This window comes from Pseudomonas azerbaijanoccidentalis (assembly GCF_019145495.1).
Taxonomy (GTDB): Bacteria; Pseudomonadota; Gammaproteobacteria; order Pseudomonadales; family Pseudomonadaceae; genus Aquipseudomonas; species Aquipseudomonas azerbaijanoccidentalis.
On sequence record NZ_JAHSTU010000001.1, the window covers coordinates 202,801 to 227,013 of the forward strand.

The following is a 24,213-nucleotide window of genomic DNA, read 5'->3' on the forward strand; positions in this document are numbered from 1 at the left end:
ATTTTTTTACTTCGGGTAAAGCGGCGGAAGGCCGCTGTCGCCGACCGGGTCTTGGACCCGTTCGGTAATGGGGATGGTGCGAATCGCCCGCCACAGTTCTTCACCTTGCCAGTGCTGGCCAGTTTCGCTGTAGAGCGCGCCGTTCAGGCCGTCGAGGGCGTCGGACAGTGGCACGAAACGGGCGGCCATGTCGGCCAGGGTTTCCGGTTGTTGCCTGGCCCAGGCGTCGAGGGCCTGGCGGGTGGCGTGGGGGTCGTTGGCCTGGCAGGCGCGCTTGAGTTCGTCGAGCACGGTGCGCGGGCTCGGGCCGGTTTGCGCGGCGCGCAGGATCGCTGGTTGCCAGCGCGCTCGCCACCACAGGCCGAAGCCGAGCAGGGTGGTGCAAGCCAGAATCAGCGAGCTGAGTTTCCAGCGCCAAAGTACTTCGCTGTCGGCACTGGCGTTGCTTGGTGAAGTGCCGGGTGGGGTATCGACCATCAGGCTTGGGTTGGCCGCCACTTGCAGGGTACGGGCGGGCAGGCTGCTGTGTTCAAGGTGGTCTTCAAAGGTGTTCCACCAGACCACTTCCACCGACGGCAATTCGATCGAACCACTGCGCGACGGCACCAGCGCTTCGCGGTCCTCGCGGCTGCCGACCAGGCCGCGTTCACTGTTCTGGTTGCCCAACAGCGGCTGGTCCGGGTAACGGCGCAGGCCATTCACCTCAGTGCCTGGCAAGGGAGGCAGTTGCGAGCTGGCCAGGCCTTCGGCCTTCACCGTCAGGCTGCGGGTCAGCGAGTCGCCGACCTGAACGTGTTCCGGTTCCGGGTTCCAGCTCTCGCTGAGGGTCAGGCTGCGGGCCGGCAGCCATGGCAGGTCAGCGGGGTAGGTAATGGGTTTGGCCTTGACCGTCAGCAGCAGTTCGCCGGAACTGACGCGCATCAGTTTTCCGGATTTCGGCGATTGTGATGGGGTGTCTTTGGCGGGCTGCGCGTCCACCAGGGCAGCATTGAAGATTTGCCCCGGAATGATCAGTTCACCGCTGTGCTGCGGATAGATCGCGTAGCGCATTTCAATCACGCCATGGCGCACGCCATTGATGTCTTTTTCGTAGGTGCGTGATTCGCCCAGTTGCTCAATGCGTGCATCGGGAATCTGCAACGGTGGCAGGCTGCTGTCGTCGTACAGCGACACCGAATGGTAGATGCGCAGGGTGAGGATCGCCTGGGCCTGCACATAGACGCTGGTTTGATCGAGGCTGGCGTCGATGAACACTGGCGCCTGTTTGTTCGGATTGTTCTGGGCCTCGCTCTCGACCACTTGCACGGTAATTGGCTGGCTCTGCAAGTCACCCAGCTTCAATGACGGGATTTCCACACTGCCGTTTTGCAGCGGCAGCAGGGTCACGATCCAGCGCGTGGTCGCGCGGTTGTCGCCATTGAGGGTGTTCAACTGGTTGACCTGACGCGTGCCGCGGACTTCGAACAGCGGCTCCAGCGGCGTCAGGTCGGGCTTGCCGAACTGGGTCACGTCGTTGGATTCCAGGGTCAACTCGACCGTCTCGCCGGAATTCAGGCGCGCGCGATCGACACTGGCGACCAGCTCGGCTGCCTGGACCTGCGCGGTGCAGAGCAGCAAGGCGATCATGAAAGCGGTGAAGCGGGTCATCGAGTTTTTCCCTGATCCTGATGTTGTTGCTGTTCGTACCAGAATTTGCGCCGGAGCAATTCTCCCGGGTCATCCGGGATCTGCCGCAACCATTGCTCCAGCGCCTGTTGCTGTTCGCCATTAATGCTGTCGCTGGCGGGACGCATAGGCGGTGTGGTGTGCTGTTCGTCACCCAGTTCACTGCCCGGGACTTCGTTGCTGCCGGGGCGCGGCGGCGTGGTGGGCGGTTGCTCGGTGTCAGTACTGGCCTGTGCGTCAGCGGTTTTCGGTTCGCCGTTGTTCGAGGGCTGAGCCGGTGCGCCGGGCAGTGTTTCCTGTTCAGTGGCCTGCGCAGTTTCGTTGGCGTCTTTGTCCGGTTCGGCCGGGGGCGGGGGGGGCTTCTGCTTGAGCAGACTTTCCACCAGTGCCTTGTTGGTCAGCGCCGGACGCAAATCCGGCTGGCGTTCAAGGGCCTGTTCGTAAGCGTCCAGCGCCGCTTCCAGTTCACCACTTTTCGCCAGGGCATTGCCACGATTGTAGTGGGCGTGGGCATCGTTGCCTTCGGCGAAGCGCTGGGCGGCCGCGCTGTAATCACCGGCTTCATAAAGCGCCACGCCTTGCCACTGATGATCTTCGAAGTGTTGCGCGGCCTCGGCGGGGCGTTTTTTCTGGAGCAGGTGCAGGCCCTGCTGGTCAGGTCGCAACCACAGGTCCTGAAATTCGAAAGCCTGGCTCGGCTGCGGCACTCCAAGCAACAACGGCAGGCACAGCAGCCAGCCACGGCGACCGGCGCAGGCTGCCAGCAGCAAGAGCGGCAACAGCAGCCAGTAACCCTGATCGGCCCAGGTGTCCAGGAGCAACGTCTGGCCGTCGTTGCGCAAGTGACGTGGACCATCGAGCAGGCCCAAGGCTCGCAGGTCGGAATCACTCAAGCGCGCATGGCGATAGCGTCCGTCCAGGTCAGCGGCAAAGGCTTTCAGGCCCGGTTCATCCAGATGCGGCACCAGAATCGCGCCCTGTTCGTCCTTGAGGAAACTGCCGTCCTCTTGAGTGATCGGCGCACCTTCGGCGGTGCCGATGCCGATCATCAGCCATTGCGTTGATTTGCCGCTCAATGCGCGACGAATGCCCTGGCGCTCAGTGTCCGTGAGGGATGAGCCGATCAGCAGGATACGGCCGTCACCCAGCGCAGCTTGGTCTAGCAATGCCAGGCCTTTTTCCACCGCCAGATCGGCACGGTGACCGGGTTCGGGCATCAGCGACGGCTTGAGCGCGTCCAGCAGGTTGCGGCTGGTCGAGAGGTCGTCCGATAGCGGCACCAGCGTGTGCGCACTGCCGGCGTAGACCACGATGGCCGTCTGCGCATCGCTGCGGTATTGCAGCAGGTCGAAGAGCTTGCGTCGGGCCTGTTCCAGTCGGTTGGGCTGAACGTCGGTGGCGAGCATTTCCGGGGTCAGCTCAAGGATCACCACCAGCGGATCGGCAGGCTTCTGGCTGAGTTGTTCCACCCGCGACCAGCTAGGGCCGACCAGCGCGAAGAGGGTCAGCAACCACGCCACGCCCAGGGCGATCCATGGCAATTTGCTGTCGCGGCCATTGCCGCCACTGAGCAGGACTGCGTGAAAGGCCGGCGGCAGGATCATCTGCCAGCGTCCGGCGCGCTTCTGCCGGTGCCAGAGTTGCCAGAGCAGCCAGGCGAGCAGCGGCAGCAACAGCAGCCACCAAGGGCGGAACCAATAGGGCCAGAGCGCGCTCATCGGCGCCTCCGCAGACGCAAACGTCGAAGACGCTGGCGCCAGTCAGGCAGTTGCGATTGCAAAAACAGGTCCTTGGTAAACAGGCGCTGGAACGGGTTGTCCGGCCAGAGTTCGCGGGCAACCAGCAACATGCTAAGCAACAGCGCGATCGCCAGGGGCCAGTGATACAACGCCTGGGCCGGGCGCGCCTGAGTTGGTTGCTGGGTGACGGGCTCCAGTTGATCGAGGGTGTCCTTGACCGCTTGCAGTTCCTTGCCATCACGCGCCCGGAAATACTGGCCGCCGGTTGCTTCAGCAATCGCCATCAAGGACGGCTCATCCAGATCCAGGCTCGGGTTGATGCCGAGAAAACCCAAGGTGCCGCTTTGCTCCGGGTCGGCGCCGATGCCGATCGGGTAGATTTTCACCCCTTCCTTGGCCGCCAGCCGCGCCGCCGTCAGTGGGTCGATCTCGCCACCGTTGTTGGCGCCGTCGGTGACCAGGATCAGTACACGGCTTTGGGCCGGACGCTGGCGCAGGCGTTTGAGGCCCAGGCCAATGGCGTCGCCGATGGCGGTGTTCTTGCCGGCAATGCCGATGCGCGCTTCGTCAAGCCAGACGCGTACGGTGTGCCGGTCAAAGGTCAGCGGTGCTTGCAGGTAAGCCTGGCTGCCGAACAGGATCAGGCCGACCCGGTCGCCTTCGCGGCTTTCGAGGAAGTCGCCGAGCAAATGCTGGACCAGTGTCAGGCGGCTGACGTCCTCGTCCTGCCATTGCATGTCGGGGTAATCCATGGAACCGGACACGTCCACCGCCACCAGCAGGTCGCGGCCACTAGCGGCAATCGGCAGCGGGTCGCCTAGCCATTGCGGGCGGGCGGCGGCGGTCAGCAACATCAGCCATAGCAGCAGGAACGGCGCCTGTTGGCGCCAGGCAGGCAGATTGGCCCTGGCGCGGCGTCCGGCCAGGCCTTCGAGGTCGCTGAGGAAGCTGACCTTGAGCGCCGGTTCACCGCTGTCGGCCACCGGCAACACGATGCGCATCAGCCACGGCAGGGGCAGCAGCGCGAAGATCCATGGCCAGGCGAACTCAAACATGTTTGCGAATCCAGGTTTCGACCGCTTGGGTCAGGCCGGCAATCGCCTTGTCGTCGAGCTTGCATTCCGGTTTGTAGGCGCCTTCGACCAGCACCATCCAGCGCGTCAGGCCTGCAGCCGGGCAACGGTTGTCGAGAAACGCCAGCCATTTGCGGCCATTGAGGGTATGGCTTTGGCTGTAGGGGTAGTGATTGCGACACAGGCGTTTGAGCAGGCCATTGAGTTGCTGCAACCAGGCGCCGGCTGGTGCGCCGTCGTATGGCTTGGGCATCAACGCCAGTTCAGCCAGCGCGGCGACGCGCACCGGGTCCAGCGGTTGTTCGGCGCGCACGACAGGCCGCTTGTTGGGAATGAAACGCCGCAGCTTCCAGATGCCGAAGCCAATGATCGGCAGCAACAACAGCAGGAGCCACCAGCCCGGCGCAGGAGGCCAGAAACCGATCTGCGGCGGGGAAATCAGCGGTTGCAGTTGATCGAGACCGTTCATCGGCCTTTCCCGGGTTTCTGCGGGTTCAGGTATTCGCGCAGTTGTTCGACCATTTCGCTCTGGGTGCTTAAGGGCATCAGCAGTACTCGCAGCTTTTGCGCGAGCAATTCCCAGCGGGCGATACGGGCTTCAGCCTGGGCTCGGTAGGTCTGGCGCAGGTCGAAGTTGAGGGTGTCGAGTTCCAGTTGCGCGCCGCGTTCGGCAAAACGCAGCAGGCCGGCGGCGGGCAGGGCGTGATCCAGCGGGTCGGAGAGTGGCAGCAGCAACAGATCGCAATGGCGCGACAACAGGCTCAGCTGTTGTTCGGCACTCTCGGACAAGGCGCGCTCATCGCAAATCACAATTGCCAGGCTGCCGGGGCGCAGGACTTCACGGGCGCGGCGCAAGGCAATACCGAAGGCGTCACGATCCGGCTCGCTTTCGGTGTGCAACGACTGGTTGACCCGCACCAGACGGTTGAGCAATTGCAGCAGGCTTTGTTTGCTGCGCCGCGGTTTGATTTCGTAGTGTTCGTTGTCGCCGAACACCAGTCCGCCGACCCGGTCATTGTGGCCCAGTGCGGCCCAGCCGATCAGCGCTGCCGCCTGCGCGGCGAGCACCGATTTGAACATCAGGCCCGAGCCGAAGAACAGCCGACGGCTTTGCTCGACCATGATGAAAATCGGCCGTTCGCGCTCTTCATGGAACAGTTTGGTGTGCGGTTCCTGCGTTCGGGCTGTCACGCGCCAGTCGATGGTTCGCACATCGTCGCCAGCCTGATAGACCCGTACCTGATCAAAGTCCACACCACGGCCACGCAATTTAGAGTGATGCAGGCCAATCAGCGGGCTGCGTTGGCTCGGCGTGGAAAACAGCTGCACTTCGCGCACGCGATGGCGCATCTCGATCAGCTCGGCGAGCGTGATGCGGATGCCCGGTTGGGGCGGCAGGAGGGTGTTCATCGGACTCAAGCGACGGCTACGACGTCGAGAATCCGCTGGACCACACGGTCCTGATCGATGCCAGCGGCTTCGGCTTCAAAGGAAAGAATGATGCGGTGGCGCAACACATCGAACAGCACCGCCTGAATGTCTTCGGGGCTGACAAAGTCACGCCCGGCCAGCCAGGCGTGGGCGCGGGCGCAACGGTCGAGGGCAATGGAGCCGCGAGGACTGGCGCCATAGGCGATCCACTCGGCCATCTCCGGGTCGAATTTAGCCGGTGTACGGGTCGCCATGACCAGTTGCACCAGGTATTCCTCCACGGCGTCGGCCATGTACAAACCGAGGATTTCCTTGCGTGCGGCAAAAATCGCCTGCTGGCTGACCCGGCGTTCAGGCTTGGTTTCACCATTCAACGCTTCGCCACGGGCCTGTTGCAGGATGCGGCGCTCGACGGCGGCATCCGGGAAGCCGATTTTTACGTGCATCAAAAAGCGGTCGAGCTGGGCTTCAGGCAGCGGGTAGGTGCCTTCCTGCTCGATGGGGTTTTGCGTGGCCATCACCAGGAACAGCGGCGATAGCTCGTAAGTGCTGCGCCCGACGCTGACTTGCCGCTCGGCCATGGCTTCGAGCAAGGCCGACTGAACTTTGGCCGGGGCGCGGTTGATTTCGTCCGCCAGCACCAGGTTATGGAAGATCGGCCCTTGCTGGAACACGAAGCTGCCGGTTTCCGGGCGATAGATTTCCGTACCGGTGATGTCGGCGGGCAAAAGGTCGGGGGTGAACTGAATTCGATGGAACTGGGCTTCGATGCCTTCGGCGAGTTCTTTGATGGCCTTGGTCTTGGCCAGGCCAGGGGCGCCCTCGACCAGCATGTGGCCGTCGGCGAGCAGGGCGATGAGCAAGCGCTCGATGAGTTTTTCCTGGCCGAGAATCTGCGTTGAAAGAAAGGTTCGCAGCGCTAGCAGCGCTTCACGATGTTCCATCGATGACTGTTCCTGGAAATGGGGGGCCGTGGGCGTGCGTAATACGCCAGGGCTGGGGGCGTTACTTTAATCCATCGCGGGGGGTGGCGACTAACGGCATTTTGTGCAAAGTGCGGGAAAAGACCGGGGGCATTGCTGGTTTTTTGTAGCGGGGGAGTTTTGGGCCGACAGTTCCGGCCCCATCGCTGGCAAGCCAGCTCCCACAGATATTGGCGGCGTACATGCGATATGTGCGTCACATCGATCACTGTGGGAGCTGGCTTGCCAGCGATAGGGCCTGTCCAGGCGCCATCAAACTTCGCTAATGAAGGTGCCAGTCCCACTGAGAATGTTCTTCAAAGTCTCTGCAACTTCATCCATATCCACCATGTCCGGGTTGAAGGTGATTTCCAGCACATCATCCCCATTCAGCGCATCGGCATCCGCCGCCGCAATTTCAATCTTCAACAGGGTAGGGCTCAACGTGACCTTCACGCCATCCAGCGTCGAAGGCTCGCCATCGAGGGTGATTTCCAGCTCATCCTCGTCCGGGTAGCGGCTCATCAGGAACATCTCGCCCTGATCGCTATGGCAGCAGAGCATGGCCATGTTGTCTTCCTCGTCGTCGCACGGGTTGACGATCAAGAGGGCGGTGGTCATTTGCATGGGGAATTCCTGGTGTGGGGGCGTTGTAGGCGGGCGAAACGGGATTTTGCCATCGTCGGATTTTTTTTGCTGGGGTGATGGGACTATTAGTTCTGCTAGTTGCCGCGCTTGGCAAAAGGCTCGACATTGTGGGTTGCCCGCTATCGCTAACTGCCGGAGTCTTCGATGCCAAACCAGCATAAAACAACGCTCATTGGCTATCACTACGACGCACTGGATCGCCTGACCGGCCACCGCCAGATAGAAGGTGTCAGGCGTCAGCTTTTTTACTGCGAAAGCTGGTTGGTAACCGAGATTCAGGGAGAAGAGCAAAGATCGATCGTTCAGCACGGGGATCAGTTACTGGCACAGCAACAGCGTCTTGATAACAGAGTCGTTAGCATGTTGTTGGCGACCGATCAGCAGCGCTCCGTATTCAATGCGCTTCAGGGTACCCAACAGCGATCGATTGCTTACTCTCCCTTTGGCTATCACCCTGGCGCGAGCGGGTTGAGTAGTTTGTTAGGTTTCAAGGGTCAACTGCCGGATCCAGTGACTGGGCATTATTTATTGGGTAATGGTTATCGAGCGTTTAATTCGGTGCTGATGCGATTTAATAGCCCTGATAGTTTGAGTCCGTTTGGGGCAGGTGGTTTGAATGCGTATGCCTATTGCCTGGGTGATCCGGTAAATCGGAGTGATCCGACGGGGCATATTGTTTCTGAGCTCAGTCAGTTTTTATCAAGGACTAAAGCGCGAGCCTATTCTATTGAGACTGGCATTCAGCTAAAGCCTGCAAGGAATGTAACAAGGCTCTCTGAGGGTATCTTTACATTTGAAGATGATTACAAGGGCGCCCCCAGGCTAACCATCACCGGGCATGGGGTTCCCGGAAAACTGGAAGAGGGTTTCAGCGGGTTGGAGCTCGTCAGCCTTGCAAAGCGACATGGGGTTCATATCGACAAATTTGAAAGTATACGGATGGTTGTGTGCTCCTCGGCAGATATAGAAAGAAATTCTTACGGAATAGCGGATGTTTCATATGCTGAGGGCTTTAATCGCCTTGTGAAGCGTCCGGTGAAAGCCTATCAAGGGACGGTCGGATCTATCAATACATATAAGGTGTTTGAGGAGTTGGGTGTTGGTGAGACTTATTCTGGTGAGTATTACTTCGGGGTTTTAAAGCCGGATAGCACTCGTGAACAGCATCCCGGTGTGCAATATCGTCCGGTCGTCTTTGATGTAGCAAAAAGATCAAGCAAGGTAAGAAGTTAGCGATTTTTACCGCATTAAGTTGGTGTAGCGACAGCAGGCTCCAGACGTGGGCTCATCGAGGCATGCTCTGACCATGCTCTTCTGGACGTGCTCAATGGTCGCGAGTATCCGTGAACGGATTTTAATTGCTGGTCATTTCCAGCACGAATGCCCGGTTAAATCGACCTGAAAACCGTCATTTTCCTGTGCGAATGCTAGTGTTGTTCGATGCGCCGCCCTCAAGCTGCGTGCCGTTGACCGAATATGTCGCAGCACCGCAAGCACGGGCCTTGCCGCACTCGTTAAGCTGCGCAACGGATGAGCACCCGTAAAGACATTGCGTTGCACGCAGCCCAGTCGTTTTTGCAGATGCCCATTCACGGAAGGTGAATGTGACCCGAGTGTCCCGTCCAGCTTCACCCACCTGTCACCCTGTTTCCTCTGCCCGAGAATCAGGAACCGGGTGACGGACTGCCCCGAAAGGGGTGATGTACGCGACGCTTCCATCAATAACAAGCCCAAGCGGAGTACCACAGATGGCGTTCTTCACCGCAGCCAGCAAAGCCGACTTCCAGCACCAACTGCAAGCGGCACTGGCGCAGCACATCAGTGAACAGGCACTGCCACAAGTGGCGCTGTTCGCTGAACAATTCTTCGGCATCATTTCCCTGGACGAACTGACTCAACGTCGGTTGTCCGACCTCGCTGGCTGTACCCTTTCTGCGTGGCGCCTGCTTGAGCGCTTCGATCACGCGCAACCGCAAGTGCGCGTCTACAACCCCGATTACGAACGCCACGGCTGGCAGTCGACCCACACCGCGGTCGAAGTGCTGCACCACGACCTGCCATTTCTGGTCGACTCGGTGCGTACCGAGCTGAACCGCCGCGGTTACAGCATTCACACCCTGCAAACCACCGTGCTGAGCGTGCGTCGTGGCAGCAAGGGTGAGTTGCTGGAAATCCTGCCTAAAGGCACCCAGGGCAACGACGTGCTGCAAGAGTCGTTGATGTACCTGGAAATCGACCGTTGCGCCAACACCGCTGAACTGAACGTGCTGTCCAAAGAGCTGGAGCAAGTGCTCGCTGAAGTGCGCGTCGCGGTGGGTGATTTCGAGCCGATGAAAGCCAAGGTCCAGGAAATCCTGACGAACCTGGACAACAGCCGTTTTGCTGTCGATGGCGACGAAAAGACTGAAATCAAAAGCTTCCTGGAATGGCTGGTGGGTAACCACTTCACCTTCCTCGGCTATGAAGAGTTCGTGGTCACCGACCAGGCCGATGGCGGCCACATCGAGTATGACCAGAGCTCCTTCCTGGGCCTGACCAAATTGCTGCGCACCGGCCTGACCTACGATGACCTGCGCATCGAAGACTACGCCGTGAATTACCTGCGCGAACCGACCCTGCTGTCGTTCGCCAAAGCTGCGCACCCTAGCCGTGTGCATCGTCCGGCTTACCCGGACTACGTATCGATCCGCGAGATCGACGCCGACGGCAAGGTCATCAAGGAATGCCGTTTCATGGGCCTGTACACCTCGTCGGTGTATGGCGAGAGCGTGCGGGTTATCCCGTACATCCGCCGCAAGGTTGAGGAAATCGAACGCCGCTCCGGCTTCCAGGCCAAGGCTCACCTGGGCAAGGAACTGGCCCAGGTGCTCGAAGTGCTGCCGCGCGACGACCTGTTCCAGACCCCGGTCGACGAGCTGTTCAGCACCGTGATGTCGATCGTGCAGATCCAGGAACGCAACAAGATTCGCGTGTTCCTGCGCAAAGACCCGTACGGCCGTTTCTGCTACTGCCTGGCCTACGTGCCGCGTGACATCTATTCCACCGAAGTGCGCCAGAAGATCCAGCAAGTGCTGATGGATCGCCTGAAAGCCTCGGACTGCGAGTTCTGGACCTTCTTCTCCGAGTCCGTGCTGGCCCGCGTGCAGTTGATCCTGCGTGTCGACCCGAAAAACCGTATCGACATCGATCCACAGCAGCTCGAAAAAGAAGTGGTACAGGCCTGCCGCAGCTGGCAGGACGACTACTCGGCCTTGACCGTCGAAAGCTTCGGCGAAGCCCATGGCACCAACGTGCTGGCTGATTTCCCGAAAGGTTTCCCGGCCGGTTACCGCGAACGTTTCGCCGCGCATTCGGCTGTGGTCGACATGCAGCACCTGCTGAGCCTCAGCGAAAAAAATCCGCTGGTCATGAGCTTCTATCAGCCACTGGGCCAGGTCTCCGGTCAGCGTGAGCTGCATTGCAAGCTGTACCACGCCGATACCCCGCTGGCACTGTCCGATGTGCTGCCGATCCTGGAAAACCTCGGCCTGCGCGTGCTGGGTGAGTTCCCGTACCGCCTGCGCCACACCAATGGCCGCGAGTTCTGGATTCATGACTTCGCGTTCACCGCGGCCGAAGGCCTGGACCTGGATATCCAGCAACTCAACGACACCCTGCAGGATGCGTTCGTCCACATCGTGCGTGGCGATGCCGAGAACGATGCGTTCAACCGTCTGGTGCTGACTGCCGGCCTGCCTTGGCGTGACGTGGCGCTGCTGCGTGCGTATGCCCGCTACCTGAAGCAGATTCGTTTGGGCTTCGATCTGGGTTACATCGCCAGCACCCTGAACAACCACACCGACATCGCTCGCGAACTGACCCGGTTGTTCAAGACCCGCTTCTATCTGGCGCGCAAGCTCAGCAGCGACGACCTCGAACAGCGTCTGGAACAAGCGATTCTGACCGCACTGGACAACGTTCAGGTGTTGAACGAAGACCGCATCCTGCGTCGTTACCTTGATCTGATCAAAGCGACCCTGCGGACCAACTTCTACCAGACCGACGCCAACGGCCAGAACAAGTCGTACTTCAGCTTCAAGTTCAACCCGCACCTGATTCCTGAGCTGCCGAAGCCAGTACCGAAGTTCGAAATCTTCGTTTACTCGCCACGCGTCGAAGGCGTGCACCTGCGCTTCGGTAACGTCGCTCGGGGTGGCCTGCGTTGGTCCGACCGTGAAGAAGACTTCCGTACCGAAGTCCTTGGCCTGGTGAAAGCCCAGCAAGTGAAGAACTCGGTCATCGTGCCGGTGGGCGCGAAGGGCGGCTTCCTGCCGCGTCGCCTGCCACTGGGCGGCAGCCGGGACGAGATCGCGGCCGAAGGCGTTGCGTGCTACCGCATCTTCATTTCGGGCCTGTTGGACATTACCGACAACCTGAAAGATGGCGCCCTGGTGCCGCCGACCAACGTCGTGCGTCATGACGACGATGACCCGTACCTGGTAGTGGCAGCGGACAAGGGCACTGCAACCTTCTCCGACATCGCCAACGGCATCGCCATCGATTATGGTTTCTGGCTGGGTGACGCGTTTGCGTCCGGTGGTTCGGCCGGTTACGACCACAAGAAAATGGGCATCACCGCCAAGGGCGCGTGGGTCGGCGTACAGCGCCACTTCCGCGAACGCGGCATCAATGTTCAGGAAGACAGCATCACCGTGGTGGGCGTCGGCGATATGGCCGGTGACGTGTTCGGCAACGGCTTGTTGATGTCCGACAAGCTGCAACTGGTCGCAGCGTTCAACCACCTGCACATCTTCATCGACCCGAATCCGAACCCGGCGACCAGCTTCGCCGAGCGTCAGCGCATGTTCGACCTGCCACGTTCGGCCTGGTCGGATTACGACACCACCATCATGTCCGAAGGTGGCGGTATCTTCTCGCGCAGCGCGAAGAGCATCGCGATCTCCCCACAGATGCAGGAACGCTTCGACATCAAGGCCGACAAGCTGACCCCGACCGAACTGCTCAATGCCTTGCTCAAGGCACCGGTGGATCTGTTGTGGAACGGCGGTATCGGTACTTACGTCAAGGCCAGCAGCGAAAGCCACGCCGATGTCGGCGACAAGGCCAACGATGCACTGCGTGTGAATGGCAACGAACTGCGCTGCAAAGTCGTAGGCGAGGGCGGTAACCTCGGCATGACCCAGCTGGGTCGTGTGGAATTCGGTCTCAATGGCGGCGGTTCCAACACCGACTTCATCGACAACGCCGGTGGCGTGGACTGCTCCGACCACGAAGTGAACATCAAGATCCTGCTGAACGAAGTGGTTCAGGCCGGCGACATGACCGACAAGCAACGCAACCAGTTGCTGGCGAGCATGACCGACGAAGTCGGTAACCTGGTGCTGGGCAACAACTACAAGCAGACTCAGGCATTGTCGCTGGCGGCCCGTCGTGCTCTGCCGCGTATTGCCGAATACAAGCGCTTGATGAACGATCTGGAAGGCCGTGGCAAGCTGGATCGCGCCATCGAGTTCCTGCCGAACGAAGAAGCGCTCAACGAGCGAATCGCAGAAGGCCATGGCCTGACCCGTGCCGAGCTGTCGGTGCTGATCTCCTACAGCAAGATCGACCTCAAGGAGCAGCTGTTGGGCTCCCTGGTGCCGGACGACGACTACCTGACCCGCGACATGGAAACCGCTTTCCCGCCGACCCTGGTGAGCAAGTTCTCCGAAGCCATGCGCCGTCACCGTCTGAAGCGCGAAATCGTCAGCACCCAGATCGCCAACGATCTGGTGAATCACATGGGCATCACTTTCGTTCAACGACTCAAAGAGTCGACCGGCATGAGCCCGGCGAACGTGGCTGGGGCTTATGTGATCGTGCGCGACATTTTCCATCTCCCGCACTGGTTCCGTCAGATCGAAGCCCTGGATTATCAGGTTTCCGCTGACGTGCAACTGGAGCTGATGGATGAGCTGATGCGTCTAGGCCGTCGCGCCACGCGCTGGTTCCTGCGTGCCCGTCGCAACGAGCAGAACGCTGCCCGTGACGTCGCGCACTTCGGTCCGCACCTGAAGGAGCTGGGCCTCAAGCTCGACGAGCTGCTCAGTGGCGAGATCCGCGAAACCTGGCAGACCCGTTATCAGGCGTACGTCGAAGCCGGTGTGCCGGAGTTGTTGGCACGCATGGTGGCTGGCACTTCGCACCTGTACACGCTGTTGCCGATCATCGAGGCTTCCGACGTGACCGGTCAGGACCCGGCGGACGTGGCCAAGGCGTACTTCGCCGTTGGCAGCGCGCTGGATATCACCTGGTACCTGGCACAGATCAGCGCTCTGCCGGTTGAAAACAACTGGCAGGCACTGGCCCGTGAAGCGTTCCGCGATGACGTCGACTGGCAGCAGCGTGCGATCACCATTTCGGTCCTGCAACAGGGTGACGGCACCCAGGACGTGGAAGCACGCCTGGCGCTGTGGATGGCGCAGCACGAAAGCATGATCGAACGCTGGCGTGCCATGCTGGTGGAAATCCGTGCCGCCAGCGGCACCGACTACGCCATGTACGCGGTAGCCAACCGTGAACTGTTGGACCTGGCGTTGAGCGGGCAGGCGGTGGTGCCTGCCGCTGTCGCCGCCGAGCTGGAACCAGCGGCCTGATCAGGCGCTGAATGAAAAAGCCCCGCATTGAAAGATGCGGGGTTTTTTTTGGATTTTTGTTGTGGTCGGTCTTTGAAGTCAATACAACTTCTGACTTGTTTGATTATCAATCATCGACACATTACTTGTCGGACTAGTCAGCAAATTGTTGAGCGACTGGTCAAACTTCTGCAGCGCCCTTACTTGCACATTTTGTTGTTCGTTAATATCGGCAACGATCTCTTCACTGCGTTTGAAGTCGGCCCATACCGGACTTAGCGCCTTGGCGTCATGGCCTTGAGCCGTCCCGATGTAATTAAAGTTACGATCATAAAAGTCGGCACTGACTTTGGACTCGACATCTGAACTGCGGGAGGTGATCAACTGGCTGCGGCTGTCGACGATGGCCATTACGTCCGGCTTGGCGGCTTTCAGGCTCTGCATGTCCGGGTACACGGTGACCGAGCCAAACTGGCGTTGCAGCGACGCCTTGACCCAGTCCACGGCCAGGTCGGGCTTGGAAGTGGCGACGTAGGCATCGTGGATCGTTTGTACCAGCAGGCTCTGGCCGAAACCGGTGCCGGCGTTGGCCTGGTAATCCTGCAGGTAAGCGCGGTTGGCCTGGGTATTGCGGCTGTACACCACGCCCAGCGACACCTGGCTGCCATTGGGAATTCGGGTCACGTTGCTGCGGCCCACGGGTTCGGTAAAGATTCCGTCCAGCGAAGACACCGCGGAAGGCGCGGTAGGAATCGAACAGCCAGCCAAAACAGCCGTTATCGTTAACGCACTGACAAGCGCAAGTTTCATGGTGTCTCTCCAGTGAAACAACATCAGTCGGAAAGTCTATATCGCCGGAATGAGCCGGCAGTTATTCCAGACTAAACCGGGAATGGCTCGATGAAACGGTCAAATGTTTAGTTATCCGGCCGCCAATAGTTTTGTTTGGTTTAAACAATCGTGGTTAATGACGTCAAGCAATAAAAAGGCTCAAAACAGTGTTTCGAGCCTTTTTATTTATGGCTGTACGTTCAGCCATCAGTTTTTCAATGGCACCAGCACCGGCTCGTCCGGCGACAACACCATGAACACCAGCAACTTGGCCGGTTGGGTTGCACTGGCGTTTTTTGACACTAGGTGCTCGGAGCCGGCCGCTTCGTACCAATAATCGCCAGCCTTGTAGGTGACTGCTTTTTCGCCTTTCACTTGCGAGGTAATGGCGCCCGATAGCACGTAGGCCATGGCCGTACCGTCATGTTTGTGGGCGATGGACGATTGGCCGGGTTTGTAGTCGACTTCGATCATCAGGGCTTTTTTGCCCGGGACGTTTTTCAGCAGTTGCTCCTGAAGCACCGTGACCTTCTCCGAAGGCGCGCCGGTTTCATGGGCGAATGCCGAGGCAGAAACGGTCAAGGTCAGGGCAACAAAGGGAGCGGCACAGATGCGCAAAACGATCATGGTTCATTACCTGCGGTGGGTGAGTGGTCTGGGACCAATCTAAGTCGCCGCGGGCGCTAATCAAACAGCCAATATTCGGGAAGGTCAGGTGACCAATCTCAGCCGTACAAAGAAAAAGATCGCAGCCTGCGGCAGCGCCTGCAGGGAAACGCATAAACCCCTGTTGGCGCTGCCGCAGGCTGCGATCTTTCTATCTTTCTTTCAGCGAATCGGAAAGCTGTTGAAGTCTACGGCGTTGGCCAGCTGGCAATCGATCAGGTCGATGAAGCCTTGCACCTGCGGGCTGTTGAAGTGCGACTGCATGGCCGCTTCCGATTGCCAGTGGGCGCTGACGGTCCAGCGGTTACTGTCCTCGGGGCAGCGGTCGACCATATAGGAATCACAGCCCGGTAACTCGCGCAGGGTTTCGACAATCTTTTGCAGTTGCTTGCCCAGTTCTTCCGAGCGGCCGCTGACGGCCTGCACCTTTACGGTATTGATCACTTCGTTGGACATTGGCTCACACTCCTGAATCAGGCCGGACGAATCCTGCTCACTGAGGGATAACGCCTATGCAGGATAGGCCTGCACCCCCGGACCACCAATAGCCAATCGCCGGATAAAGCCGCAGACCAATCCGTCAGGCGACTTGCTGCAAAATGTCTCGCAGGCGATCCAGGGCGGTGTCGATGTCCAGGGTTTCTATGGCGCCAAAGCCCATCAGAAACCCGGCCTTTGCCGGTTGCTGGTGGAAAAAGGCCTCGATGGAGTAAAGCCCGACTTCCACTTTTTTCGCCAGTTCAATGACCAACGGAATGTCGATGGGCACTTTGCACATCACCACCATGTGAAAACCCGCCGTACTGGGCACCGGTTCAAGCCATGGCGAGAGATCACCCGCCATGCGCGAAAGAATGCGCTCGCGTCGGCCCGCATAAATCGTATGACAGCGCCGGATGTGCTTGAGCAGGCAGCCTTCGGCTATGAATTTGGCCAGTGCCCATTGGGGCAGGGTGGAGGTGTGCAGGTCCGTAAGCTGCTTGGCACGCACCACGGCTTCGAGAATCGCCGGCGGCAGGATCGCGTAACCCAGGCGCAGTTCCGGCAACAACGTTTTGGAGAACGTCCCGACGTAGGCGACGATCCCGCGCTCATCCATGCTTTGCAGTGAGTCCGTAGGGCGGCCTTCGTAGCGGAACTCGCTGTCGTAGTCGTCCTCGATGATGATCGCCCCCAGCTCATGGGCCTTGGCCAGCAGCGCGATCCGCCGTTCCTGGCTCATGGGCATGCCCAGGGGAAACTGGTGCGAAGGGGTGACGTAGATCAACCGGGTGCCGAGGGGAATCTTGTCCACCTGAATGCCTTCGGCGTCCACCGGCACACCGACCACTGTGGCGCCGTGGGTGCCGAACAGCAGGCGCGCGGGCGGATAACCGGGGTCTTCCATAGCGACGATGCTGCCCGGACGCGTCAGTACTCGGGAAATGAGGTCCAGCGCCTGTTGTGCGCCGTTGCACACCACCACGTCTTCGTCCTGGCAGTTGACCCCGCGGGAGAACGCGATGTGCCGTGCGATGGCGTTGCGCAGCGCCGGCAGGCCTTCGGGCAGGCTGTAGAAACCCTTGGACGCTGCAATCTGGCGCAAGGCGTGGGACGTACAGCGTCGCCAATCGTCTTGGGGAAACTGGCCCTTGCTGGTGGCGCCGCCAATGAAGTCATAACGCAGCGAGCCTTCCAGCGTCGGGTGGCGCAGAAACACCGGCAGGTTGCGCCAGGACTCGATCACCTCGAAACCTGCAAGCTCCGAATGGCTTTGCTTGCGTTCGACCCTGGAGGTGCGCGCATTGACGTACGTGCCTTTGCCGATCACGCCGGTGAGGAAGTTTTCGTAGGTCAGTTGCGCGTACGTATCGGAAATGGTCTTGCGTGAAATGCCCAGTTGCTCGGCAAGCAAGCGGCTGGGTGGAAGCTGTGTCCCCGCCGCCAGACGGCCCGATTCGATGGCGCTGCGCAGCTGGTTGTACAACTGGCCTGCCAGGTCCTTGCGGCCATTGATGACAACATGTAGTTCCATACCGGCGAGGCTCCGGAGCAATTGAGGCGCGTGTGCGTCGCGCCAGATTACCCTCATCCGGTGTGGGTGCAGAAGTTGCGTGGTGCAAAAAGGGTGAATTGGTCTGGCGCCATGTGGTCCACGGTTTTTTCGCAGAATTGGACCTGTAACGCACGCGCATCAACGACTACCTTGAAGGGCATCTCTTCGCTGCACGAGGCCGCGCCATGAACCCCCGCCTGGATTACTACAGCGCTTCACCCAAAGCGATGAAAGCGATGATCGCCATGGAGGCGTTGACCAGCAGCCTGAGTATCGAAGCGGCGTTACTGCACCTGATCAAGATCCGCGCCTCGCAGCTCAATGGCTGTGCGTTCTGCACCGACATGCACTCGGTGGATGCCCGGCGTCTGGGCGAGACCGACCGACGCCTGTATTCGATCGTGGTCTGGCGCGACAGCAATTTCTTCAACCCGCGTGAGCGTGCAGCCCTGGCCTGGACCGAAGCGGTGACCCTGCTTTCGCAAAGCCATGTGCCGGACGATGTCTTTGAACAGGCGCGGGCGCAATTCAGCGAGGCTGAACTGGTGGACCTGACCATCGCGGTCACCACCATCAATAGCTGGAATCGTCTGGCGGTGAGTTTTCGGCAAGCGCCCAGCACCTGAGCCCTGCTTTTGTAGGAGCTGCCGGAGGCTGCGATCTTTTGATCTGGCTTTTATCCAATCAAAAGATCGCAGCCTCGTTTCACTCGACAGCTCCTGCGGGAGCTTTCAAGGCGTAGTTGCAGGGCGCTGCGGTTTTACCGAGGTGCCAAAGGTGTTGCCCATGCGCGTGCTGGTGCCTGCCGGGGTCGCCAGGCCAACCTGATTAGGTGGGCGCTTGTTGACCGGTACGTTCATCGCTTCCAGATTTTTCTGCGCAGCGGCGGCGCCTTCAGGGTTGTTCCCCATCTGCTGGCTCAGGCAGTTGTAGTCCGGCGCCTTGTAGCCACCCACCGATACCTCGACGCAACCCGAGGGCTGCGCAGCCTGCGACAGTGAGACTGCGCTCATCAGCAGCACGCCCGCTGCGACACTCGATAACCTGTTCATTGAAGACCTCCTGTCCAGCCCGGACGGGCCGCGCATGCGCTGAGTCTAATGCATAGCGATTTGATATCTCATGATGGTTTTTTTGCACGGCCCGTCACACCAGATTCATAAACAGTCATCAGGATGACGGTTTTCAGGGGCAAGTCAGTCGTGCAACGAGGCAGAGTCAGGGACGCGCGCCAGATTTCGCTGATACATGTCCGGCAGGTGTGCCTGGCGCTGCTGATCGGGTTGATTTCTTCGTTAGCCATGGCTGGACCGCTGGATGCCGCGACACCCCAGGTGCTGGATATTCCGGCCCAGGAACTGGCCAGCGCCCTTGAACAGTTCAGCCGTACGACCGGCATGGCGGTGTTGGTGGATCGGCAATTGACCCGCGGCCGACGCTCGCTGGCGGTCAAGGGTCGCTTGAGCGCCACCGATGCCTTGAGCCAGATGCTCAGCGGCAGTGGGTTGATGGCCCGGTATGCGCGGGCGGATGCCTTCACTTTGCAAAAGGCGACGGTCGCTCCAGTGCCGGCCGCGGCGGCGCATGTTGAGAGGGGAACGGCGCTGTCGGGCAGCAGTTATGCAGCATCGATTCAAAGCGCGATTGAACGCAGCCTGTGCCGCTCGTCATTGATCCGGCCAGGGAGCTTTCGCGCGTTGCTGCAACTGTGGATCGGCCGCGACGGAGTGGTTCAGTACAGCCGTCTGGTCAGTTCGACGGGGGATGTTCAGCGCGATGCCGCGCTGGTGGAAAGCTTGCGCAACCTGGATATCGAACGCCCGGCACCCAGCTCTCTGAGCCAGCCGGTCACGCTGCTTTTGTTACCGGAATCGTCAGGAAAACGCATGGACTGCTTAAAAGGGAAAGGAGTTTCCGGGGGATGAAAGACACCGGAAAAAAATCGATGGTCAGGCTGTTTCTGACGTCCTACGACGACTTCCGGGTGCGCCTGCGCCGACGTCTGGGTTCGGAAGACCTGGCCAACGATGTGCTGCATGAAACTTACCTGCGGGTCGACCGCATGGAAGAGGCGCCGGACATCGCCCAGCCCAATGCCTATTTGTATCGCATGGCGCTGAACATCGCCGCCGACCGACGCCAGTCGGATGCTCGCTTGTTGACGGGCAGCGAAGTGGAGGAGCTGTTGCAGGTGTCCGACGAAGCCCTGGACCCGGCGCGTGTCGTGGGCGGCCAGAAAGAAATCCAGTTGCTGCTCAGCGCGCTGTACGAGTTGCCGGCGCGGCGGCGAAAAATCTTCATCGCCGCCCGCCTGGAAGAGGCGCCACACCTGGAAATTTCCCAGCGTTTCGGCATTTCGACACGCATGGTCGAGAAGGAAATCAAAGCCGCGTTGGGCCATTGCGCCGGACGCCTGGAAAGAAAAGTCATTCAGAGGTTCGGTCCCGGCGCGGGAAAACCGTCTTGAGAGTAGAGTCCCGAATAATCCGTGAGTACCCCCGCGCTTTGAACATCTTTCGAATTACGCCGCCCGAGGCCGAGCCTCAGGACCGGCTCACCCGCGAAGCCCAGGGTTGGTTGGTCCTGTTGACCTCCGGCCGGGCGACTGCATCCGATGCGCATGCCCTGCGCGAGTGGTGCGCGCAAAGCCCTGAACATGCCCGGGCGTTTGAGCAGGCCAAGCTGCTGTGGCAGCAATTACGACCAGCGGCCGAACAATTGCAGGCGCCGCGGCACCTGGGACGCCGGGCGTTTCTTGGTGGTGCCATCGCGGCGTCGGCGGCGTTCTTGTTGATTCGCGCGACCGTACCGGGCGGGGTCTCCGGGCTGGGCGCGGACTACATCACTGAAGTCGGCGAGCAGCGCCGGTTTGATCTGGCCGACGGCATGAGCCTGGAACTCAACACCCAGACGCGCATCAATCGCCGGCAAAGCGCCGATGGCAGCCAGGCCCTGGAATTGCTCAGCGGTGAAGTCGAAGTTCTGGCACGCGCCAATACACCCCTCAAAGTTGAGGCCGGAGGCGGTTGGCTGAGCGCCAGGCAAGCCCGGTTCAATTTGCGCAATCTCAATCAGAGTGTGTGCGTCACTTGTCTGGAAGGCGCGCTGCAAGTGGATGCGTTGGGCCACAGCATTCGCCTGGAATCCGGTCAGCAACTGACCTACGACACCCGGAAGGTCGGGACGCTGCAATCGGTCGACACGGCGGCGGTGATTGCCTGGCGTCAGCAAGTGCTGGTGTTCAACGATGCAACGCTGGCGTCGGTGATCGATGAAATCAACCGCTACCGTCCCGGCATGTTGCTGTTGCTCAACAGCGAGCTGGGCAAGCGCAAGGTGCAGGCGCGGTTTAGCCTCGATCAACTGGCGGGTGTGGCGTTGTTGATTCGTGATGCGTATGGGGTCAAGTGCACGGAGTTGCCGGGTGGAGTAGTGGTGCTTAGCTAAAGCCTGGCGTTGGTTGTGGGTTGAATGTTGTGACGAAATTTCGAGCAGGCTCGCTCCTACGCTGGAAATGCGTTCTCCTGTGAACGAGTCTGCTCACGACACCGGCGTGTCAGTCACCTTCAATCCTGAATACCCTGCAACGCAAGATCGAGCAGATCGAAGCGATGCAACAGCACCTCGCCCAGAGCAAAGCGCAGTTGCCGGGGTTGATCGAGAACATCCAGGCCCGGCCCGAAGGCATGGCCTGTGATGCGAACGCCGAACGGGTGCTGGCCTCATTCAAGCACTAGGGACGGTTGGGGCGCAGGGATCGGATTGCGCATCAGCGTGCCCACCACCAGCGCACCAAGCAATGCCGCCAACCCCGCAACCCACAACAACAGGCTGAAACCTGCGACGAAGGCGTGTCGAGCGACGGGTTCGATCAGTGCCCGCGTCGCTTCGGGTACCAGGCTCATCGCCGCGCTCATGTCACCTGCCACCACCCGTGAGGCGACGTCCTTCGATTGCTCGAGTAACGCCGGCGCCTGCGTCGACAAACCCATGTGTAGTTGCTGTTCGGTGTGGCCGGCGAGCAACGCGCCATAGACCCCGATGGCCAGCATCACCGCGCTGAAGCGCATGGTGGTGCTCATGCCCGAAGCCATGCCCGTGCGTTCGCGGGGCACGCAGGCCATGATGTTTTTCTGCGTGTCGCCGTTGAGCAGGCCCGCACCGGCACCGGTGACGGCAATCGCCAGGGCAAACGGCAGATAGCCGCCGCTGTTGACCGCCCAGGCGCTGAGCAAGTTACCGATGCCCACCAGCGTCAAGCCGATCGCCATCATGTTTGCCGGGCTGATGCGCCCGGTCAGACGCGCGCCGATGCGCGGGAAGATCAGCATCGTGACGGCAAACGGCAGCATGCCCAAACCCGCCGAGACGGCGGTGAAGCTCAGTCCGTTCTGCAAGTAAAACGGCAGCATCGTCATCATCACCTGAGCGCACGCGGCATAAGCGAACATGCCGAGCAGGGCGCCGATGAAACGCGGGTGGCGGAACAGTTGCAGGTCAATCATCGGACGCTGTTGCAACCGTTCGATCACCACGAACAACCCCAACAGCAGCGCGCCGCCAATCAGGCGAGCGTAAGTGAGCGGGTTGTTCCAGCCGATGCGGTTGGCTTCGATCAAACCCCAGATCAGGCACAACAGGCTCGCGCTGAAAGCCAGGCTGCCCCACGGATCAAGGCGCGCGGCTTGAGCATCGCGCGATTCGGGCACCGCGCGCCAGACCATGTACATCAGGAACAGGCCGACTGGCAGGTTGAGGTAGAAAATCCAGCGCCAGCCCACGTATTCGGTAATCAAGCCGCCCAGGGTCGGCGCGGCGGTCATGGCGACGCCCATGCAGCCGCCCCAGAACGCCCAGGCCTTGGCCCGTTCAGCTTCATCGTGAAAGGTGTGGCCGATGGACGCCAGTGCCGAGGTCAGCAGCAATGCCGCGCCGACACCTTTGATCGCGCGGGCGATATCGAGAAACAGCGCGTTTGGCGCCGCCCCGCAGCCCAGTGACGCGAGGATGAATATCCCCAGGCCCCACATCAGGGTTTTTTGCCGACCGAACCGGTCGGCCAGGCTACCGGCCGGCAACAGCAGCGCGGCGAACGCCAGCATGTAGGCACTGACCACCCATTCGATGTCGGCAAAATTAGCCCCCAGATCACGGGCAATGCTGGGCAAGGTAACGGCGACAATGTTGGTGTCGAGGACGATCAGCGAGCACACGGCGGAGGCAGTGAGTAAGGTCAGACGCGGACTCACCTTGGGTTTGACGGGCATGGAAAATGTTCTCTACTGTGGCGGTTCGTGCAGCTTATCGCTGGCTGACGGTGTCTTTGTTAGGCGCAATTGATCACTTCATTACCTTTGAGCTAATGCACCCATGGACATCCGCCATTTCCGCTATTTCCTCGCCGTCGCCCGCCATCGCAATTTCACCCGCGCCGCCGAACAACTGGGCATCGCGCCGCCAACGCTGACCCGGCAAATTCAGGACATGGAAACGGAGTTGGGCGCTCGCCTGTTTTTGCGTCAGTCGCGGGACGTCAGCCTGACCGAGGCCGGTGCGGCGCTGGTGATCGAGGCCGAGGCCACGGTGCGCCAGTTCGAATCTGCCCAGCGTAATGCCCAGCGCGCCGGTCGCGGCGATGTCGGGCATATCGAACTGGGTTACGTCGCTTCAGCGGTGTACTCCGGCGTGCTGCAAAAACAGGTTCAGAATTTTGCCGCGCAGTTTCCGGATGTCAGCCTCAATGTGCGGGAAAGCCCCATGGCCAGCCTGCCGAACATGATCCTCGAGGGGCGCTTTGATTTGGGCTACATCCGCTGCCCCTTGGCGTTGCCCGACGGAATCGAAAGCCTGCGGCTCAACGATGAGGGCTTCGTCCTGGCACTGCCAGTTGATTCATGGCTCAACCGTTTGCCGGTGATCAACTCAATGCACCTGCAAAACGAGAACTTCATCTTGCCCGAGCAAGTGGTGGGCACCTTGCAAGTCGCCGCTCAGGGCGAGTTTGTGCCGAAGCTGGGAGCGCAGCCGGGGGGATTGGTGGCGGTGATTGCCCTGGTTTCGTTGGGGCAGGGTGTGGCGATGGTGCCGGAATCGGTGGTGGGGCATGTCAGTTTGCCGAACGTGATATATCGGCAGATCGCCGATTGCCAGGCGATCTCGTGGCTGGCATTGATTCATCGGCGGTTCGAGAAGTCGCCGGCCGTGGTGCGTTACATCGAGCAGATCAAGCATTCGGGTTAATCCCCAAGGATCGCAGCCTTCGGCAGCTCCTACCTTGGAATGCGTTTTTTTGATCTGCTACAGATTTTGAAATGATTTCAAGCTGTAGGAATCCGCGCTATCGCCTGTACGATTCAAGTCCTTTTTTGCTTTCAGGACTTGCATGAACACCCTCACGGAGCCCCCCAGTTATCCTTTCCCCTCGCGCCAGCGCGCGGTCTTGACGCACGCGAAACACCCGGTCTTCAGGTTTCAGATTACCCCTCACATTGCCGCTCCACGGCCCCTGCGCCGCGCTTTGTCGTGCCCGGCATTCTGAATTCACTGAAG

Annotated in this window: 20 protein-coding genes and 1 pseudogene; 8 read left to right on the forward strand and 13 right to left on the reverse strand. The window is 60.2% G+C overall.

Going from position 1 to position 24,213, the window contains the following annotated elements; all coding sequences use genetic code 11:
* Window positions 1-6: 6 nt before the first annotated feature.
* From KVG88_RS01030 to KVG88_RS01060, 7 genes are all read right to left on the reverse strand, one after another.
* Window positions 7-1,647: a BatD family protein gene (locus KVG88_RS01030; protein WP_217870012.1), complete on the reverse strand. Its 1,641-nt coding sequence runs from the start codon at window positions 1,645-1,647 to the stop codon at window positions 7-9.
* Window positions 1,644-3,383, reverse strand: a complete 1,740-nt coding sequence (locus tag KVG88_RS01035; protein WP_217870013.1) for a tetratricopeptide repeat protein — start codon at window positions 3,381-3,383, stop codon at window positions 1,644-1,646. The genes KVG88_RS01030 and KVG88_RS01035 overlap by 4 nt, the downstream gene beginning before the upstream one ends.
* Window positions 3,380-4,459, reverse strand: coding sequence for a vWA domain-containing protein (locus KVG88_RS01040; RefSeq protein WP_150702137.1), 1,080 nt, complete (start codon window positions 4,457-4,459; stop codon window positions 3,380-3,382). Before KVG88_RS01040 ends, KVG88_RS01035 begins: the two co-directional genes overlap by 4 nt.
* Entirely contained in the window at window positions 4,452-4,946 is a 495-nt protein-coding gene (locus KVG88_RS01045; RefSeq protein ID WP_217870014.1) for a DUF4381 domain-containing protein, read from the reverse strand. The genes KVG88_RS01040 and KVG88_RS01045 overlap by 8 nt, the downstream gene beginning before the upstream one ends.
* Window positions 4,943-5,887, reverse strand: a complete 945-nt coding sequence (locus KVG88_RS01050; RefSeq protein WP_217870015.1) for a DUF58 domain-containing protein — start codon at window positions 5,885-5,887, stop codon at window positions 4,943-4,945. Before KVG88_RS01050 ends, KVG88_RS01045 begins: the two co-directional genes overlap by 4 nt.
* A 5-nt stretch (window positions 5,888-5,892) precedes the next feature.
* Window positions 5,893-6,852, reverse strand: a complete 960-nt coding sequence (locus KVG88_RS01055) for an AAA family ATPase (protein WP_003218556.1) — start codon at window positions 6,850-6,852, stop codon at window positions 5,893-5,895.
* A gap of 291 nt (window positions 6,853-7,143) precedes the next feature.
* Window positions 7,144-7,497 carry a hypothetical protein gene (locus KVG88_RS01060; RefSeq protein ID WP_150702140.1) on the reverse strand — a complete coding sequence of 118 codons (354 nt, stop codon included), beginning with the start codon at window positions 7,495-7,497 and terminating at the stop codon, window positions 7,144-7,146.
* A 165-nt stretch (window positions 7,498-7,662) separates the two neighbouring features.
* On the opposite strand from KVG88_RS01060, the gene KVG88_RS01065 reads away from it, so the two are divergent.
* Together KVG88_RS01065 and KVG88_RS01070 are read left to right on the forward strand one after the other, a co-directional pair.
* Window positions 7,663-8,751, forward strand: coding sequence for an RHS repeat-associated core domain-containing protein (locus KVG88_RS01065; protein WP_217870016.1), 1,089 nt, complete (start codon window positions 7,663-7,665; stop codon window positions 8,749-8,751).
* A gap of 515 nt (window positions 8,752-9,266) precedes the next feature.
* The gene (locus tag KVG88_RS01070) at window positions 9,267-14,153 is read left to right on the forward strand and encodes an NAD-glutamate dehydrogenase (protein ID WP_217870017.1); all 4,887 of its coding nucleotides are present in this window, start codon (window positions 9,267-9,269) and stop codon (window positions 14,151-14,153) included.
* A 78-nt stretch (window positions 14,154-14,231) separates the two neighbouring features.
* Here KVG88_RS01070 and KVG88_RS01075 read toward each other — a convergent pair whose 3' ends face one another.
* The 4 genes from KVG88_RS01075 to pdxR form a co-directional block, all read right to left on the reverse strand.
* Entirely contained in the window at window positions 14,232-14,942 is a 711-nt protein-coding gene (locus tag KVG88_RS01075; RefSeq protein ID WP_217870018.1) for an ATPase, read from the reverse strand.
* A 228-nt stretch (window positions 14,943-15,170) separates the two neighbouring features.
* Entirely contained in the window at window positions 15,171-15,590 is a 420-nt protein-coding gene (locus tag KVG88_RS01080; RefSeq protein ID WP_217870019.1) for a cupin domain-containing protein, read from the reverse strand.
* A 201-nt stretch (window positions 15,591-15,791) separates the two neighbouring features.
* Entirely contained in the window at window positions 15,792-16,085 is a 294-nt protein-coding gene (locus tag KVG88_RS01085; RefSeq protein WP_150702145.1) for an antibiotic biosynthesis monooxygenase family protein, read from the reverse strand.
* 124 nt (window positions 16,086-16,209) lie between these two features.
* Complete coding sequence (gene pdxR, locus KVG88_RS01090; RefSeq protein WP_217870020.1) at window positions 16,210-17,643, reverse strand: MocR-like pyridoxine biosynthesis transcription factor PdxR; 1,434 nt, start codon at window positions 17,641-17,643, stop codon at window positions 16,210-16,212.
* A gap of 206 nt (window positions 17,644-17,849) precedes the next feature.
* Here pdxR and KVG88_RS01095 point away from each other — a divergent pair, with 206 nt between their 5' ends.
* A complete protein-coding gene (locus tag KVG88_RS01095; RefSeq protein ID WP_150702147.1) occupies window positions 17,850-18,290 on the forward strand; it encodes a carboxymuconolactone decarboxylase family protein in 441 nt (146 codons plus the stop codon).
* Window positions 18,291-18,395: 105 nt separating this feature from the next.
* Here KVG88_RS01095 and KVG88_RS01100 read toward each other — a convergent pair whose 3' ends face one another.
* The gene (locus tag KVG88_RS01100; protein ID WP_217870021.1) at window positions 18,396-18,716 is read right to left on the reverse strand and encodes a hypothetical protein; all 321 of its coding nucleotides are present in this window, start codon (window positions 18,714-18,716) and stop codon (window positions 18,396-18,398) included.
* A gap of 189 nt (window positions 18,717-18,905) precedes the next feature.
* On the opposite strand from KVG88_RS01100, the gene KVG88_RS01105 reads away from it, so the two are divergent.
* From KVG88_RS01105 to KVG88_RS01120, 4 genes and pseudogenes are all read left to right on the forward strand, one after another.
* Entirely contained in the window at window positions 18,906-19,589 is a 684-nt protein-coding gene (locus KVG88_RS01105) for an STN domain-containing protein (RefSeq protein WP_437179934.1), read from the forward strand.
* Window positions 19,586-20,131: an RNA polymerase sigma factor gene (locus tag KVG88_RS01110; RefSeq protein ID WP_150702149.1), complete on the forward strand. Its 546-nt coding sequence runs from the start codon at window positions 19,586-19,588 to the stop codon at window positions 20,129-20,131. The genes KVG88_RS01105 and KVG88_RS01110 overlap by 4 nt, the downstream gene beginning before the upstream one ends.
* Before the next feature lie 38 nt (window positions 20,132-20,169).
* The gene (locus KVG88_RS01115) at window positions 20,170-21,111 is read left to right on the forward strand and encodes a FecR family protein (RefSeq protein ID WP_217870022.1); all 942 of its coding nucleotides are present in this window, start codon (window positions 20,170-20,172) and stop codon (window positions 21,109-21,111) included.
* A 134-nt stretch (window positions 21,112-21,245) separates the two neighbouring features.
* Window positions 21,246-21,401: pseudogene (locus KVG88_RS01120) on the forward strand (MerR family transcriptional regulator); the annotation flags it as partial.
* Here the strand turns inward: KVG88_RS01120 and KVG88_RS01125 are convergent.
* Complete coding sequence (locus tag KVG88_RS01125) at window positions 21,387-22,931, reverse strand: MFS transporter (RefSeq protein WP_217870023.1); 1,545 nt, start codon at window positions 22,929-22,931, stop codon at window positions 21,387-21,389. The pseudogene KVG88_RS01120 and the gene KVG88_RS01125 overlap by 15 nt on opposite strands.
* A gap of 103 nt (window positions 22,932-23,034) precedes the next feature.
* Between KVG88_RS01125 and KVG88_RS01130 the strand changes: the two genes are divergently transcribed.
* A complete protein-coding gene (locus tag KVG88_RS01130; protein ID WP_217870024.1) occupies window positions 23,035-23,904 on the forward strand; it encodes a LysR family transcriptional regulator in 870 nt (289 codons plus the stop codon).
* Window positions 23,905-24,213: the final 309 nt, after the last annotated feature.

Bases quoted from the DNA above. Each gene is read 5' to 3' on its own strand.
- KVG88_RS01050 (WP_217870015.1), bottom strand. From the start codon at position 5,887: ATGAACACCCTCCTGCCGCCCCAACCGGGCATCCGCATCACGCTCGCC.
- KVG88_RS01130 (WP_217870024.1), top strand. From the start codon at position 23,035: ATGGACATCCGCCATTTCCGCTATTTCCTCGCCGTCGCCCGCCATCGC.
- KVG88_RS01040 (WP_150702137.1), bottom strand. From the start codon at position 4,459: ATGTTTGAGTTCGCCTGGCCATGGATCTTCGCGCTGCTGCCCCTGCCG.
- KVG88_RS01070 (WP_217870017.1), top strand. From the start codon at position 9,267: ATGGCGTTCTTCACCGCAGCCAGCAAAGCCGACTTCCAGCACCAACTG.
- KVG88_RS01080 (WP_217870019.1), bottom strand. From the start codon at position 15,590: ATGATCGTTTTGCGCATCTGTGCCGCTCCCTTTGTTGCCCTGACCTTG.
- KVG88_RS01035 (WP_217870013.1), bottom strand. From the start codon at position 3,383: ATGAGCGCGCTCTGGCCCTATTGGTTCCGCCCTTGGTGGCTGCTGTTG.
- KVG88_RS01125 (WP_217870023.1), bottom strand. From the start codon at position 22,931: ATGCCCGTCAAACCCAAGGTGAGTCCGCGTCTGACCTTACTCACTGCC.
- KVG88_RS01085 (WP_150702145.1), bottom strand. From the start codon at position 16,085: ATGTCCAACGAAGTGATCAATACCGTAAAGGTGCAGGCCGTCAGCGGC.
- KVG88_RS01030 (WP_217870012.1), bottom strand. From the start codon at position 1,647: ATGACCCGCTTCACCGCTTTCATGATCGCCTTGCTGCTCTGCACCGCG.
- KVG88_RS01045 (WP_217870014.1), bottom strand. From the start codon at position 4,946: ATGAACGGTCTCGATCAACTGCAACCGCTGATTTCCCCGCCGCAGATC.
- pdxR (WP_217870020.1), bottom strand. From the start codon at position 17,643: ATGGAACTACATGTTGTCATCAATGGCCGCAAGGACCTGGCAGGCCAG.
- KVG88_RS01075 (WP_217870018.1), bottom strand. From the start codon at position 14,942: ATGAAACTTGCGCTTGTCAGTGCGTTAACGATAACGGCTGTTTTGGCT.
- KVG88_RS01055 (WP_003218556.1), bottom strand. From the start codon at position 6,852: ATGGAACATCGTGAAGCGCTGCTAGCGCTGCGAACCTTTCTTTCAACG.
- KVG88_RS01060 (WP_150702140.1), bottom strand. From the start codon at position 7,497: ATGCAAATGACCACCGCCCTCTTGATCGTCAACCCGTGCGACGACGAG.
- KVG88_RS01095 (WP_150702147.1), top strand. From the start codon at position 17,850: ATGAACCCCCGCCTGGATTACTACAGCGCTTCACCCAAAGCGATGAAA.
- KVG88_RS01065 (WP_217870016.1), top strand. From the start codon at position 7,663: ATGCCAAACCAGCATAAAACAACGCTCATTGGCTATCACTACGACGCA.
- KVG88_RS01100 (WP_217870021.1), bottom strand. From the start codon at position 18,716: ATGAACAGGTTATCGAGTGTCGCAGCGGGCGTGCTGCTGATGAGCGCA.
- KVG88_RS01110 (WP_150702149.1), top strand. From the start codon at position 19,586: ATGAAAGACACCGGAAAAAAATCGATGGTCAGGCTGTTTCTGACGTCC.